This is a genomic window from Bacillus sp. K7, assembly GCF_053903245.1.
In genome coordinates, this window is record NZ_CP096406.1 from 3,439,721 (window position 1) to 3,453,910 (window position 14,190).

14 protein-coding genes and 1 pseudogene are annotated in these 14,190 nt (G+C 43.3%); 10 read left to right on the forward strand and 5 right to left on the reverse strand.

What is annotated here, in order from left to right:
- Window positions 1–59: 59 nt before the first annotated feature.
- From M1D98_RS17570 to M1D98_RS17580, 3 genes and pseudogenes are all read right to left on the reverse strand, one after another.
- Window positions 60–1,466, reverse strand: coding sequence for a right-handed parallel beta-helix repeat-containing protein (locus M1D98_RS17570; protein ID WP_456279791.1), 1,407 nt, complete (start codon window positions 1,464–1,466; stop codon window positions 60–62).
- A 104-nt stretch (window positions 1,467–1,570) separates the two neighbouring features.
- Complete coding sequence (gene pucI / locus M1D98_RS17575) at window positions 1,571–3,043, reverse strand: allantoin permease (protein ID WP_268538474.1); 1,473 nt, start codon at window positions 3,041–3,043, stop codon at window positions 1,571–1,573.
- Between the two features lie 216 nt (window positions 3,044–3,259).
- A pseudogene (locus tag M1D98_RS17580) lies at window positions 3,260–3,545 on the reverse strand (hypothetical protein); the annotation flags it as partial.
- Window positions 3,546–3,830: 285 nt separating this feature from the next.
- On the opposite strand from M1D98_RS17580, the gene amtB reads away from it, so the two are divergent.
- The 3 genes from amtB (at window position 3,831) to M1D98_RS17595 (ending at window position 6,164) form a co-directional block, all read left to right on the forward strand.
- The gene (amtB, locus tag M1D98_RS17585) at window positions 3,831–5,045 is read left to right on the forward strand and encodes an ammonium transporter AmtB (RefSeq protein WP_121643462.1); all 1,215 of its coding nucleotides are present in this window, start codon (window positions 3,831–3,833) and stop codon (window positions 5,043–5,045) included.
- 11 nt (window positions 5,046–5,056) lie between these two features.
- Window positions 5,057–5,407, forward strand: a complete 351-nt coding sequence (locus M1D98_RS17590; RefSeq protein ID WP_121643463.1) for a P-II family nitrogen regulator — start codon at window positions 5,057–5,059, stop codon at window positions 5,405–5,407.
- Window positions 5,408–5,582: 175 nt separating this feature from the next.
- Window positions 5,583–6,164 (forward strand): undecaprenyl-diphosphatase, encoded by a 582-nt coding sequence (locus M1D98_RS17595; protein WP_010328879.1) that lies wholly within the window; start codon window positions 5,583–5,585, stop codon window positions 6,162–6,164.
- 24 nt (window positions 6,165–6,188) lie between these two features.
- Here M1D98_RS17595 and M1D98_RS17600 read toward each other — a convergent pair whose 3' ends face one another.
- Entirely contained in the window at window positions 6,189–6,626 is a 438-nt protein-coding gene (locus tag M1D98_RS17600; RefSeq protein ID WP_039075243.1) for a VanZ family protein, read from the reverse strand.
- 95 nt (window positions 6,627–6,721) lie between these two features.
- Window positions 6,722–7,594: a stage II sporulation protein spoIIQ gene (gene spoIIQ / locus M1D98_RS17605; RefSeq protein WP_010328881.1), complete on the reverse strand. Its 873-nt coding sequence runs from the start codon at window positions 7,592–7,594 to the stop codon at window positions 6,722–6,724.
- 141 nt (window positions 7,595–7,735) lie between these two features.
- On the opposite strand from spoIIQ, the gene M1D98_RS17610 reads away from it, so the two are divergent.
- From M1D98_RS17610 to pseG, 7 genes are all read left to right on the forward strand, one after another.
- Window positions 7,736–8,227: a GNAT family N-acetyltransferase gene (locus M1D98_RS17610; RefSeq protein WP_435576430.1), complete on the forward strand. Its 492-nt coding sequence runs from the start codon at window positions 7,736–7,738 to the stop codon at window positions 8,225–8,227.
- On the forward strand, window positions 8,224–8,742 hold the full coding sequence (locus M1D98_RS17615) for a DUF5362 family protein (RefSeq protein ID WP_121643464.1): 519 nt from the start codon (window positions 8,224–8,226) through the stop codon (window positions 8,740–8,742). The genes M1D98_RS17610 and M1D98_RS17615 overlap by 4 nt, the downstream gene beginning before the upstream one ends.
- Before the next feature lie 379 nt (window positions 8,743–9,121).
- Window positions 9,122–10,126, forward strand: a complete 1,005-nt coding sequence (locus M1D98_RS17620; protein ID WP_268526209.1) for an SDR family NAD(P)-dependent oxidoreductase — start codon at window positions 9,122–9,124, stop codon at window positions 10,124–10,126.
- 19 nt (window positions 10,127–10,145) lie between these two features.
- A complete protein-coding gene (locus tag M1D98_RS17625) occupies window positions 10,146–11,090 on the forward strand; it encodes a dTDP-glucose 4,6-dehydratase (protein WP_010328885.1) in 945 nt (314 codons plus the stop codon).
- A 14-nt stretch (window positions 11,091–11,104) separates the two neighbouring features.
- Entirely contained in the window at window positions 11,105–12,301 is a 1,197-nt protein-coding gene (gene pseC / locus M1D98_RS17630; protein WP_456279792.1) for a UDP-4-amino-4,6-dideoxy-N-acetyl-beta-L-altrosamine transaminase, read from the forward strand.
- A gap of 11 nt (window positions 12,302–12,312) precedes the next feature.
- Window positions 12,313–13,071, forward strand: coding sequence for a cytidylyltransferase domain-containing protein (locus tag M1D98_RS17635; RefSeq protein WP_456279793.1), 759 nt, complete (start codon window positions 12,313–12,315; stop codon window positions 13,069–13,071).
- Between the two features lie 15 nt (window positions 13,072–13,086).
- Window positions 13,087–14,178 (forward strand): UDP-2,4-diacetamido-2,4,6-trideoxy-beta-L-altropyranose hydrolase, encoded by a 1,092-nt coding sequence (gene pseG, locus M1D98_RS17640; RefSeq protein ID WP_456279794.1) that lies wholly within the window; start codon window positions 13,087–13,089, stop codon window positions 14,176–14,178.
- The last annotated feature ends 12 nt before the right edge of the window (window positions 14,179–14,190 follow it).

Consider the following 14,190-nt stretch of genomic DNA (forward strand, 5'->3'; position numbering starts at 1 on the left):
TCATATCAAAAAACGGCGTCCTGCTCCGTTGAATGGGAGAGAACGCCGATGATTGCATGTTATTCAATGACCGGCCGCACAGGTGAATCAGGGTCTAACGTAAAGTCATAGGACTCTTCATCACGATACATCGGATCGGCATAAATGGATTGCTGATCGTTATTTGTCGCTTTTTGATACGCCGCAAACGAATCGTATTCATCCTTTTTCCACATCCATATACCGTCTTGATCCGTTTCCTTATGGTACACGTTATGATTGACCGTATTGCCTTCATTTGCCGTAAAGTCGTTTCCGATAAATAATCTTGAATCGCTGGCCGTCAATATATTCTTTTCGATTGTGTTGTTTTTTGTATCGTACTGCAGCAGCAGCTGTCCGCCATACAGCCCCTTTGTGTCATTCCGGTACATCATGTTGCGGGCAATCAGAGAATTGCTGGTGCCGCCCCGCTTTTTGTCATACCCCCCGACTGAAATACCGGTGTACGCATTGTTGTACACTTTGTTGTCTGTTATCTGAATAGCGGTTGCGTATTTCCCTTTGTGTTCAGACGTTGCTTCAATCCCAATATCATTATTGTAAACTGTGTTTTTCTTAATTTCGATACTACGCCCTCCATCGACATATATCCCGCCCGCTGAGTAATCATCTCCATAAGCAGGATTTCCGTAAGTTGAATTTTGATAAACCGTATTGTTTTGTACGACTCCGTTTCGCACGTAATCGTTTTTGGCCGCGGTTCCCTCATAACCGATAAGGTCGATCCCGATGTTGTTATTGTTGCGGACCACATTGCCCGCAACAGTGAAGCCGTCAATATTTCCGTTCAGCACTACCGCTTCACTCGCTCCAAGCGTCAGATTCTCTACAATATTGTCCTCGATTTGAATGTCTTTCATGCTGCCAGTCCCATAGACTGCGATTCCGTGGGCATTTCCTTCATCCGCTGTTGTCTTAATGTCCCGGACATGATTGTTCTGAATCGCAATATGACTGCTGGAGCCCGATAGATAAATCCCAATAGCAGTTGCTTCCTCAGATGAAACAGAAAGATCTTGTATCGTTAAACCGCTGATGGCAATGTCGTGTTTATCGTGAATATGAATGAGCGGTGTTTCATATTCTGCGTCCGCAACGGTTTCTCCGCTAATCACGACTTTTTCATTTTCGTAGTTTCGGAATGTGATAGGCGTTCCGTCCGCACCGCTGTGCTTTACAACAAGTGGTTCATGATACGTGCCTCCCCGAATCATCACGGTTGTGCCGGCGACAGCCTCCTCGGAAGCATGTGCCAGTGTACGAAACGGCTTTTCTTTTGTCCCTTCACTTTGATCACTGCCATGTGGCGAAACATATAGGTAATCTCCAGACCCTTCCCCATTCGCTTTTGTCTTATCATAAACAAAAGCGAGGATCACGGACGTTAACACACCTGCCAAAAGAATAAAATACCATTTTCTCATATTCGATTCCCATTTCGTTTTAGAATAGATTTCCAAAACAATTATAAATGTTCTATTTATGGAAAACCATTTCGAAAATATGAAAATATACCGTGAGATAGATCTTATTCAGCCCGGCGAACGTGCCCAGCTTCAAACGTCTCAATCGTCGAAGAAGCCGGCGGGTGAACACGCATTAGAACAATATAGAAAAGAAATGAAATGAGCACACCGACAAACCAGGAAATATCGTATAAGCTCTTCAAAGCAGGAATATACATACCAATCAGTGAGATCAGCGCACCCAAAATCGTGGCTGCAAACGCACGGTAATTGTAGCCCTTACAATACACATACCGCCCTGTTTCAGAATACAGGTCATCTATCGAGAGCTCCCGTTTGCGAATGATAAAATAATCAGCCATCATCACGCCTGCCACCGGACCAAGCATGCCGCCAATTAAGCCGAGAAACGCGTATACGCTTGTCGCGCTTTCCATCAGCTTCCACGGGACCGTAAATAAAGCGAGCAGTGCAGTGATGTAACTGCCGCGTTTGAAATTAATATATGTCGGCAGGGCATTTGCTATATCATAAGCGGGCGATACGATATTCGCCGCGACGTTTACAGAGATCGTGGCGATGCAGAGTGTGATCACGGACAATGCGATGACGTATGGGTTATCAAACCTCGCTAAAATATCCACAACATCCCAAATCGGTTCGCCGAAAGCAACCTGAGAACCGGAGGTCACTGTAATACTGGCAAACGCAAACAGTGCAAAGGTTCCCGGCAAGCCGTAAAATTGCCCTTTGACTTGCTCTTTTTGCGTTTTAGCAAACCGTGTAAAATCGGGGATATTTAAGATTAATGTCGCCCAGATGCCGATGATGCCGGTAACCCCGGCGGCAAACGGCCAGAATGTTTCTGAAAACGTATGGAACTTTCCCGGCTGGGAATAGATCGGCCCCAATCCTCCGGCAATATCGACAGCCCACCATACCATGCCGCCAAATACCAGATACACTAAAGGACCCGCCCATACTTCAAAACGCTTAATCGATTCCATGCCGTGATGCAATACAAGCAAATGAATGGCCCAAAAGAATATAAAAGAAAGCAAACCAGACAAGTGAATGCCGAGAATGTTCCACTCGCCGCCAATTCCTCCCCAGCCCGGCCATATATTCAAAAGCAAAATATTCAGCGCCGTGCTTCCGGCAAAGGTTTGAATGCCGAGCCACATAATCGCTGTAAACGCCCTGAGAAGCGCTGGGATATTCGCCCCATATATTCCGTAAGAAGCCCGAATGATTACCGGGAACGGCAGCCCGTATTTTGTCCCCGCATGGCCATTTAAAGCCAAAGCGCCAAACAAGATAAGCGAAGCTGTAATAATGATCGCCAGCACCTGCCAAGGCGAGAGGCCGATCGCAATTAATCCGCCCACCGTCGCATAGGTCGGTATATTATGAATACATCCCATCCAAATGGAGGCAAAGTTTATTGCTTTCCACGTCCGTTTTTCCTGTCCCAAAGGCAACAGATCTTCATTGCTCAGTTTGTTGGATTGATGCTGGCTCGTTTTTAATGTCATAGCCGGCTCCCCTTTCGATATTGTCTGTTTTCGTCACATGTTCAGTTTTCTGACATTCGATGTCACCTAATATAACTGAAAAGTCAGACAATAACATTGGCTATGATATACAATTTTCCTATTTCTATTTGAACAGCTTAAACAAGAAAAAAGACAGACCTAGCTCCGGTCTCTTTTCTCACGATGCAGTTTTCCCGCAAAGCACATCGCCATTCATATCGCACTAAGATCCTGCGTGCCAATGTCAAACAATCGTTAACCAAATCACCGTTCACAATAATCATATACATATAACTGCCCCCTCATACAGCTGTTTCGCGGGATCACAATAAGACCGCCGTAATGATTTCACCGAAATCTATGAACGGTTCGTAAACATGGGAATCCCTGAAAAATGTCTACGCAATGCCAACCTCCTCCCCAGCAGCTGCCTCGATTTCAGGCGTTGAGCCAGACCGTACACGAAAAAATGAAAGGCTAAAAATAATCGGACCGTCGCTGGCTGCTACTCTCCTGAACCTGCCGCCTTTACGATCCTCTCCTTAGTGTCATATAAAACCTTCTTCTTATTGTAAATTCCCAGTCTCCGCTCTTATGGATAGCAACTTTTATAGATATAAAGTCTTATAATCTTTCAATTGTCCATTTGCTGTTATTCCATCCCTCGATAACATCCCTAAAAAACCACGTAAGGAAATCTTACATGAAAATGTTTTATCATTCTTTTTTCTCTATAATGAGGAAATATAATAATTCTTTTATTCTGAAAAATACGGAGGAATGAGACATGCAAATGGGCGATACAGTTTTTATGTTCTTTTGCGCTTTACTCGTGTGGCTGATGACCCCGGGATTAGCGTTATTTTACGGAGGAATGGTAAAAAGCAAAAATGTGCTGAGCACCGCTATGCACAGTTTCTCTTCCATTGCCATTGTTTCTATCATTTGGGTGCTGTTCGGATATACGCTCGCCTTCGCACCAGGCAATTCACTCATTGGCGGGCTGGAGTGGGCCGGTCTGAAAGGGGTCGGATTTGATCCGGGAGATTACAGTGATACCATTCCCCATTCATTATTTATGATGTTCCAAATGACGTTCGCTGTTCTGACAACAGCCATTATTTCCGGCGCTTTCGCAGAGCGGATGCGATTCGCCGCTTTTCTTTTATTCTCTGTTTTATGGGTTTCCTTCGTTTACACACCGGTTGCGCACTGGGTATGGGGCGGCGGCTGGATCGGCCAGCTTGGCGCGCTCGATTTCGCCGGCGGCAACGTTGTTCATATTTCCTCCGGTGTGGCAGGCCTTGTTCTCGCTATTGTGCTCGGAAAACGGAAAGAAGGCACAGCGCCTTCCCCGCACAATCTCATTTACACCTTCTTAGGCGGGGCTTTGATTTGGTTCGGCTGGTTCGGTTTTAACGTCGGCAGCGCCCTGACCTTAGATGATGTCGCCATGTACGCCTTCATCAACACAAACACTGCCGCAGCAGCCGGGATTGCCGGCTGGATCTTAGTAGAATGGATCATTAACAAGAAACCGACGATGCTCGGAGCGGTATCCGGCGCAATTGCCGGGCTTGTGGCGATTACACCGGCAGCTGGATTTGTCACCCCGTTCGCTTCTATTATTATCGGCATCATAGGCGGTGCAGTTTGTTTCTGGGGCGTTTTCTCGCTGAAAAAGAAATTCGGATACGATGACGCACTCGACGCCTTTGGCTTGCATGGCATCGGCGGCACATGGGGCGGCATCGCAACAGGATTATTCGCGACAACCTCTGTTAATTCAGCGGGAGCAGATGGATTATTTTATGGTGATGCAAGCTTAATCTGGAAACAAATCGTAGCGATCGTTGCCACTTACGTTTTTGTATTTATAGTCACATTCGTTATCATTAAAATTGTAGGCCTCTTCCTTCCCCTTCGCGCAACCGAAGAAGAAGAATCACTTGGGCTTGATTTAACGATGCACGGGGAAAAAGCATATCAAGATACTATGTGAGGAGTGACGTTATGAGCGGTCAAATGTTCAAGGTGGAAATTGTAACGCGTCCGGCAAATTTCGAAAAGCTGAAGGAGGAACTTGGAAAAATCGGAGTGACCTCTCTGACCTTCTCCAATGTTCACGGCTGCGGCCTTCAAAAAGCGCATACGGAGCTCTATCGAGGGGTAAAAATAGAAAGCAATGTATACGAGCGTTTAAAAATTGAAATGGTGGTCAGCAAGGTCCCTGTTGATCAAGTGACTGAGACCGCTAAAAGAGTCCTGAAAACGGGTTCACCCGGCGACGGAAAAATATTTGTCTACGAAATCAGCAATACAATCAACATCCGCACCGGCGAGGAAGGACCTGACGCACTGTAATCGTTTTTGAAGAGATTCGGAATTCCGGATCTCTTTTTTTGCATAGAATCCCCCAGAAAGACTGTTTCCCCTTCGAATTCTCTTCAAGCATCACAATTTCCGGCAAATTCTTTATTGATTTGAAACTTTTTATGAGTATAATGGGTCTATTATAAAAAATGCAAAAGGTGATTATTTGAATTACGAACTATTTAAAGCCATCCATGGACTATCTCATCACAATTCGGTTCTCGATTCCATTATGGTCTTCATAACGGAATATGCCATTCTCGCTTATGCTCTCATCCTGCTGGCTATCTGGGTGTTCGGGAACACGCAAAGCAGAAAAAATGTGCTTTACGCGGGCCTTACAGGAATTGCGGGTCTTGTCATCAACTTTTTGATTTCACAGGTTTATTTCGAACCGCGCCCGTTCGTCGCGCACACTGTGCATACACTGATTCCGCACGATGCGGATGCTTCATTTCCGAGTGACCACACGACAGGCGCGTTAGCGATTTCGATTGCGATGCTTTTCAGAAACCGCAAGATCGGCTGGCCGCTTGTCATTTTCGGGCTATTGACAGGGTTTTCAAGAATTTGGGTAGGGCATCACTATCCCGTAGATGTATTGGGCAGCCTCGTTGTCTCTATCATTATCGGGTTCTTGTTCTTTAGATTTTCAGATCTGCTTCGCCCATTGGTCGATTGGATTGTGAGAATCTATGAAGCCATCATCAATAAACTGACGAAAAAACCAACCGATCAAAATTTCTAGAAAAGACAAAAGCCGGCGTCTGAATTAAGACAGCCGGCTTTCATATTTTTCATGCATCTTATGTTTTCTCCGCTTCGCCAACACATATAAACCACAAAACAATCCAATTCCAACAGCATCGATGAGTACATCCCGCATACATCCGTTCCTGCTGAAGAAGAGCTGAAGAACTTCTGTGAAAAACGCAAATACAAATGAGCCGGCCGCAGCCAATTTTATGCCGCACCGCTGTTTCCACAGCAAATAGGTCAGGACAAAGAAGGAAAACGCGTGCCCGATTTTTTGAATAAACGCTTCAGGTACAGCAAGCTCAGCAACATCCATCACCAAAAATTGAGACAGGTCGGGGCGCGGCTGAAAATGAAAAGCTACCGTTTGCGTTAAGACCATGCCGCTGAAACTTTCCGTACAGACAGAAAGCAGCATAAAAAGGGTCCAGCCTCCAAGCAACAGACGGTTCATGATATAACCTCCTTTATAGCGTATGTGCCGATATATAGCGACATAAGCAAAGGTACAGAAAAAAACGCCTATCACACGGATAGACGTTTTCTACATTAAGATTGTTCAGTGTCTTCTGTTGTGCTGCTTTCTTTAGAACCAGATTTGTCAGTTGAATCATCCGTTTTCTCATCGGATTTTTCTTCTGTTCCTTTTTCAGTTGCTCCATCCTTTTTCTCGGAAGATTGCTGAATGGATTCTTCTGTTTCTTCAGCGGCAGCTTTTTCTTCTGCTGCTGCAGCTTTTTCAATAGAAGAAACCGGCTTGTCCATAAAGTTTAGCGGGTTCATGGCGACTCCGTCTTTACGGATTTCAAAATGCACGTGGTTTCCGCTGTCTTCACTGTACAAGTTCTTGCCAGACTTTCCGATCACTTGGTTTTGCTTTACCTTGTCACCTTGCTCAACACTTACTTCAGAAAGAGATTGATACACAGTTGATAAGCCGTTGGCATGTTCAACTTCAATCACGTATCCCAGCACCGGATCTTTTTCAGCCTTGACAACCGTACCGCTCAAAGAAGCAGAAACATCGAAATCTTTTCCGTCTTTCTCAGCTAAGTCAATTCCTTTGCTTAGGCTGTACGTGTTATTATAGGTAACGAGTGCTGCTTCTTTCTCTTCTTTTGCGGCATCGGTTTCATAGAACTTTTTCACAACAGATACGTTTTCAGAATCAACAACCGGCATAGCGACATTTTCCATTGACTTTCCTACTTCAACTGCATCGTCGTTGTTGTCATATGCGGAGTTTCCGCCGTTATCAGCCAACTGATCCTTTACATCATCATTTGATACAGATTGGTACCAAAGGACAGCTGTTAAAATGACGGCCGCACTGACTAAGTAAATTGCAGGGAACACCCAGCGTTTACGAAAAAACTGCTGAAGTTTTTTGACTTGAGAAGTTTTCTTTTCTTCCTCTCTCATTGTTTCATCACCTCAGCAACATTCTGAACACTTTTCTGAAAATATATACACCTATACAAAAAAACTTTTTTTACATGTAGTTTGCGCAGGCTGATACGAAAATATGTGACTTTTTTGAGAGGAGTGCAAAAATGTATGAACATGACATTGCGTCTTGCTGAACATAAAGATCTGGAGGCTGTTGTTGCGATTTATAATTCAACGATTGCTTCGAGAATGGTAACAGCCGATACAGAACCGGTAACACCCGAAGACAGGATGGAGTGGTTTTTGGGGCATACAGAGTCGCGGCCGCTCTATGTTGCCGAAGACGGAAGCGGGAACGTTTCTGCCTGGATCAGCTTTGAAACATTTTACGGAAGGCCCGCTTATAATAAAACAGCGGAGGTCAGCATATACATTGACGAAGCATGCCGCGGCAAAGGCGTCGGATCGTATTTGCTCAAGGAAGCGCTTCGCATTGCGCCCGAACTTGGAATCCGTTCACTTATGGCCTTCATTTTCGGACATAATAAACCAAGCTTGAAGCTGTTTGAAAAGCACGGGTTTGCGGAATGGGGACTATTCCCCGGCATCGCCGAAATGGACGGCAAAAGATACGATTTAAAAATTTTAGGGAGAGAGCTATCATGATTAGTCTGGATAAAGATGAAAACGAGATTGAACATCAGAACGAAGGAAATGATGCCGTCGAACAGGAGATTGCGGCTGAGGAAAGTGAGAGCCGCCAGCTGAGTGCCTCTGCTGTCAAGTCGCTATCAGACATCGCCAAGTGGGGCAAAGTGTCAGGCATTTTGCTGATCGTTATGGGATCGCTTGCCACACTGTCTACCTTGATGACAGTGATCGGCGCCATTCCGGGCGTACTGCTCATTATTTCAGGCGTCTTTCTGATGCGTTCAGCAAAAGCAGCCGCGGAAGCCGAAGGAAATCTTGCCGGCAGTGCTGGCGAAAACATGCTTGAGAATTACGGAAAGTTTATAAAGATGCAGTTGTTTTACGCTGCATCCAGTATTATTTCGGCCCTGATTGGGATCGCTCTGCTCATTTTCATATTCGTGATTATCGGTATTGCCGCTTTTGAAAGCACCGACACATATGAAGATCCGGATTCTTATTACTATGAGGATGATCCGGTATTTGAATAGTGATTTAATAAGATAGACACAAATTGCATAGGCGTGAGTTTGGTATTGAATGAACCAGACTCATGCCTTTTTATTATGTTTCACTGCGTTATCTCCATTTCTCCATAACGCGCTCCTCCGTCAGACATCCTTCATATAACACAACCTTTTAACCCATCATGATCGTTTCTCCCTTCCAATCTCTCCATTTCATTCTTAGAAGACAGGTGTTTCTCTCTATGTTTTATCAGCTGCCCTCCCCGCCCCTGTTACAGCCGCTCTACTAGCAAAATAATAGGTGAAACCAAATAGGCTAGAGCAAACACAGAGTTTCCTAACAAGCATATACTCCAATAACCGACATTGTTTTACCATTCGGAAAAAGGAAGTGAGCAGACTAGTGTTTTTCAAAGATAAAAAAATACTCATCATTGGCGGAACAGGCACGATTGGAAAAAGCCTTCTACAACATATTTTGAAGGATCAGCCAAAGGTTGTGCGAATCTTCAGCAGGGATGAATATAAACAATTTATGCTAGAAAACGAAATCGGGCCAAGAAAGGATATTAGATTTTTAATAGGAGATGTGCGAGATTATGACCGGGTCTTACATGCAATGGACGGCATTGACTACGTCTTCCATACTGCTGCCATGAAGCATGTTCCCGCTTGCGAATACAATCCCTATGAAGCGGTCCTGACAAATATTATAGGAACCAATCATGTCATCAAAGCAGCCGTTGCCCAAAACGTGAAAAAAGTCGTTTTTACAAGTTCCGATAAAGCAATCTCACCAACGAATGCATATGGCGCAACAAAACTCACAGCTGAAAGATTAATTTCCGCTGCACAATACAGCAAGGGAAGAGCCGAGACGGTTTTTTCTTGTGTTCGATTTGGAAATGTCATGGGTTCAAGGGGTTCCGTAGTTCCCTTGTTTACAGAACAAATCTTAAAGCAAAAAAAAGTGACTGTGACGGATTTAAACATGAACCGCTTTATGATGACACTGGATCAGGCGACGTCATTATTAATTAGTGCGCTTAAAGAATCTCAAGGCGGAGAAATTTTCATATTAAAAATGCCTGTGATCTCACTGCGTGACTTAGTGTCAGTCGTTGTTGAAGAAACATGCAAAAATCACAATCTGAATGTTGATGAAATTGAAATACAAGAGATCGGGCTGCGCCCCGGAGAAAAAATGTATGAAGAACTGATGACGCATGATGAATCAACTATGGCTTTTGAGCTGCCTGAAATGTTTGTGATTCCTTCATCATTCGGGAAAAAAAATCATTATACTCAAGCAAAAAAAGCAACTGAAGGAACTTATAGTTCAAATGACCAGGAGCAAATGTCAAAAGGAGAAGTCCTGACATTATTAAAATCGCAAAAACTCATTTAATCTGGAAAGGAAGATGGTCATGAATATTCTCGTTACCGGAGGAGCAGGTTTTATTGGCAGATGGGTTGTGAAAAAGTTATTAGAAGACGGTCATCAAGTATGGGTGCTGGATGATTTGTCGAACGGGCGTTTAGAAAATATTGAAGAGCTGAAGAACGCTCCGGGATTTATCGAGTTTATTAATGGAGATATAAAGGATCTAAAAACACTAGAAGATCTTTTCTTGAACCAATTTGATATTTGCTATCATTTGGGTGCAAGCATAAACGTACAAGACAGCATCGACGATCCGAAAACCACATTTGAAAATGACACAATCGGTACTTTTAACATTTTAGAATTATGTAAAAAGCATAATGTGAAAGTTGTTTTTATGAGTACCTGTATGGTGTATGACCGAGCTGCATTTGCTGAAGGCATTAAAGAAACAGACCCTATTAAACCCGCTTCTCCTTACGCAGGTGCAAAAATCGCCGCTGAAAACATGGTGCTCTCCTATTATCATGCGTATGGTCTTCCAGCAGTGGTGATACGTCCGTTTAACACGTATGGGCCTTTCCAGAAAACAGGTGGCGAAGGCGGAGTCGTCGCGATTTTTATAAAAAATAAATTGGACGGGAAAAAGCTGCATATATATGGGGATGGCACTCAAACACGAGATCTTTTATATGTTGAGGATTGTGCTCATTTCGTCGTGCAGGCCGGTTATTCCCAAAAAGCAAACGGTGAAATTATAAACGCAGGCCTTGGAAGAGATATCTCTATTAATGATTTAGCAGCATTAATTGCAGGCGATAGACAAAACATTCACCATGTAGAGCATATCCATCCTCAAAGTGAAATTCCAAAATTGTTATGCAACTACGAAAAAGCAAAGAAAATCCTTAATTGGAGCCCTCAGGTCAGTTTGGAGGAAGGAATAAGAAAAACAGAAGAATGGATTAAAGGCACGAATCTTATTTAATAGGAGAATGGAATATGAATAGTGAAAATAAATTGGCGATTGCAGGCGGTAAGCCCGTCAGAGATTCTTACCTTCCATACGGCAGACAATGGCTGGATGAGGAAGATATCCAATCGGTAGTTGATATTTTACGTGGAGACTATTTGACGACGGGCCCAACCATTGACTTATTCGAACAGAAAGTCGCTGAATATGCTGGCAGCAGCTATGCTGTTGCATTTTCCAGCGGCACAGCTGCTTTGCATGCAGCTTGCTTTGCTGCGGGAATTTCACAGGGAGATGAAGTGATTACTACACCCATCACCTTCGCGGCAAGCGCCAATTGTATTTTGTATATGGGCGCCAAACCGGTTTTTGCAGATATTGACCCGCTCACATACAATATCGACCCTGATTCTATTGAAAAGCTGATTACCCCAAAAACAAAGGCTATTATCCCCGTAGACTTCACGGGACAGCCGGTGAACCACGACCAAATTCAAAAAATCGCAAAAGCCAATAACGTAATCGTCATTGAAGATGCTGCACATGCATTAGGCGCTTCATATAAAGGAAAAAAAATCGGTTCTATCAGTGATATGACGATGTTTAGCTTCCACCCCGTCAAACATATCACAACCGGCGAAGGCGGAATGATAACGACTAATAATAGAACATATTATGAAAAGCTGCTCCAATTTCGCAGTCACGGTATAACCCGTGATCCGAAAAAATTAACCCAAGACCATGGATCGTGGTACTATGAAATGCACTTCCTTGGTTTCAATTATCGGATGACAGATATCCAAGCTTCATTAGGGGTCAGCCAACTGAAAAAAATAGATGATTTTATTAACACACGAAATCATCTTGCCAGAATCTACAATGAAAAATTAAAAACCATCTCCCACATTCATCTCCCAAGCCAAGATGCAGCCTCAACTTCAAGCTGGCACCTTTATATTATCAACTTACATCTCGATCAGCTAAAGGGAACTCGCGATGACATTTTTAACGCTATGCAAAAAGAAAATATCGGAGTTAACGTTCACTATATACCTGTGTATCTACATCCTTACTATCAACGTTTAGGTTATCAAGCCGGCCTATGTCCACATGCAGAAGCCCTTTATAAAGGAATCATCACCTTGCCTCTGTTTCAATCAATGAACGAAAAAGATGCAGATGACGTGATCAAAGCACTAAAAAAAGTAGTGGATTTTTATTCGTAGGAGGTGATGAGTTGACAGTAACGGCTATTATCCAAGCACGGATGGGCTCCAGCAGATTGCCAGGCAAAGTATTAAAAAAAGTTTTGAATAAACCTCTGCTGGAATATCAGATTGAAAGAATAATGAGGTCAGCCCGTATTGATGAGATTGTGATCGCCACAACGACAAATGCTATAGATAAACCAATTGTTGAGCTAAGTAAGAGGTTATCTCTTGCTTATTATTGCGGGTCGGAAAATGATGTTCTATCAAGGTATTACGAAGCTGCAAAAATGAGCAAAGCGGAAACGATCGTCCGCTTAACCTCTGACTGCCCTATTATTGATCATCGTGTCATTGACAAAGTCATTACGTATTATCTAGATGCAAACGGTCACTATGATTATGTGTCTAACACGTTAAATAGAACGTACCCCCGCGGAATGGATATAGAAGTTTTTTCAGCTTCGTCGTTAGAAAAAGCTCATGCCGAGTCCAGTCTTGAATATGAACGAGAGCACGTAACACCCTTTATTTTCATGAATCCCGCCCGCTTCAAATTGGCTAATATCACCAATGCCGAAAATCAAAAACAGCATAGATGGACTGTGGACACACCTGAGGACTTTTTATTAATCAAAAAGATCATTGAAAATCTGTATCCAACTAAACCTGACTTTAGCTTAGAGGATACATTAGCATTATTGAACACGTTTCCGGAGTGGTCTTTACTCAACGCCCGAATAGAACAAAAAGAACTCTTTAATGAAAACAATGACAAAGATAAGTGATGATGGGGTGCTGTTATGAATATTCTTTTCAGAGCAGATGCTTCAATTGAAATAGGCACAGGCCATGTCATGAGGTGCCTCACGCTTGCTCATGCTTTGCGTAAAAAGGGAGCTCATATTATATTTGTTTGCCGAGACTTACAGGGACATCTAGCTGATGTGGTTCGCGAGCAGCAGTTTGATCTCATTATGCTTCCAGAACCTAAAAAGAATGTTTTCATTCCTAAAGCAACTCCCCATTCTGATTGGCTTGGTGTCCCTTGGCATGTTGACTCAGACGAAACCATTCATGCGATGAAAAACCTGAACAAGGAAATCTCTCTCCTTATCGTTGATCACTACTCAATTGATATCAATTGGGAGAAGAAAGTGAAAAAACATGTCAAAAAAATGATGGTAATTGATGATCTGGCTGACCGTTTCCATGATTGTGATATGTTATTAGACCAGAATTTTTATCCTCATTATAAAGACCGTTATGTCCATTTGGTCCCCAAAAGCTGCAAACAATTTTTAGGGCCAGAGTATGTCTTATTGCGAGACGAATTTTATTCATTTTGTCCCAGTAACAAAAACTGCAATGGAAGCATAAGAAAGATTCTTGTCTTTTTTGGAGGCACTGATCCCACTAATGAAACGAAAAAGGCCATGAAAGCCTTTCAGCAGCTTTCCTCCCGTGATATTGAGCTGGACATCGTGATTGGAAGCACCAATGTTCATAAGAATGAAATTGAATCCATTTGTAATAAACATGTTTTTTTCAACTTTCACTGCCAAGTCAATCATATTGCAGAATTAATGTACAATGCCGACCTTGCGATAGGTGCGGGCGGAACTGCTGCATGGGAGCGCTGCTTTCTCGGCCTTCCAGCCATCGTGATCACAGTCGCTGAAAATCAAGAACTGATCGCTCAAACACTCGATCAAATAGGCGCTATTCAATATCTGGGGCCTAAAGAATCAGTCAAAGAATCACATATCGTCTCCGCCCTTCACGACATGATCAATAACCCCTTGTCATTCATACAAATGGCCAAAAAAGCCCGCATGCTGCTAGAAGGAAATATTGATAGTCGCCAAAATCTCTTATTGGAAATTTTAAAGTAAGGAAGGGATAAA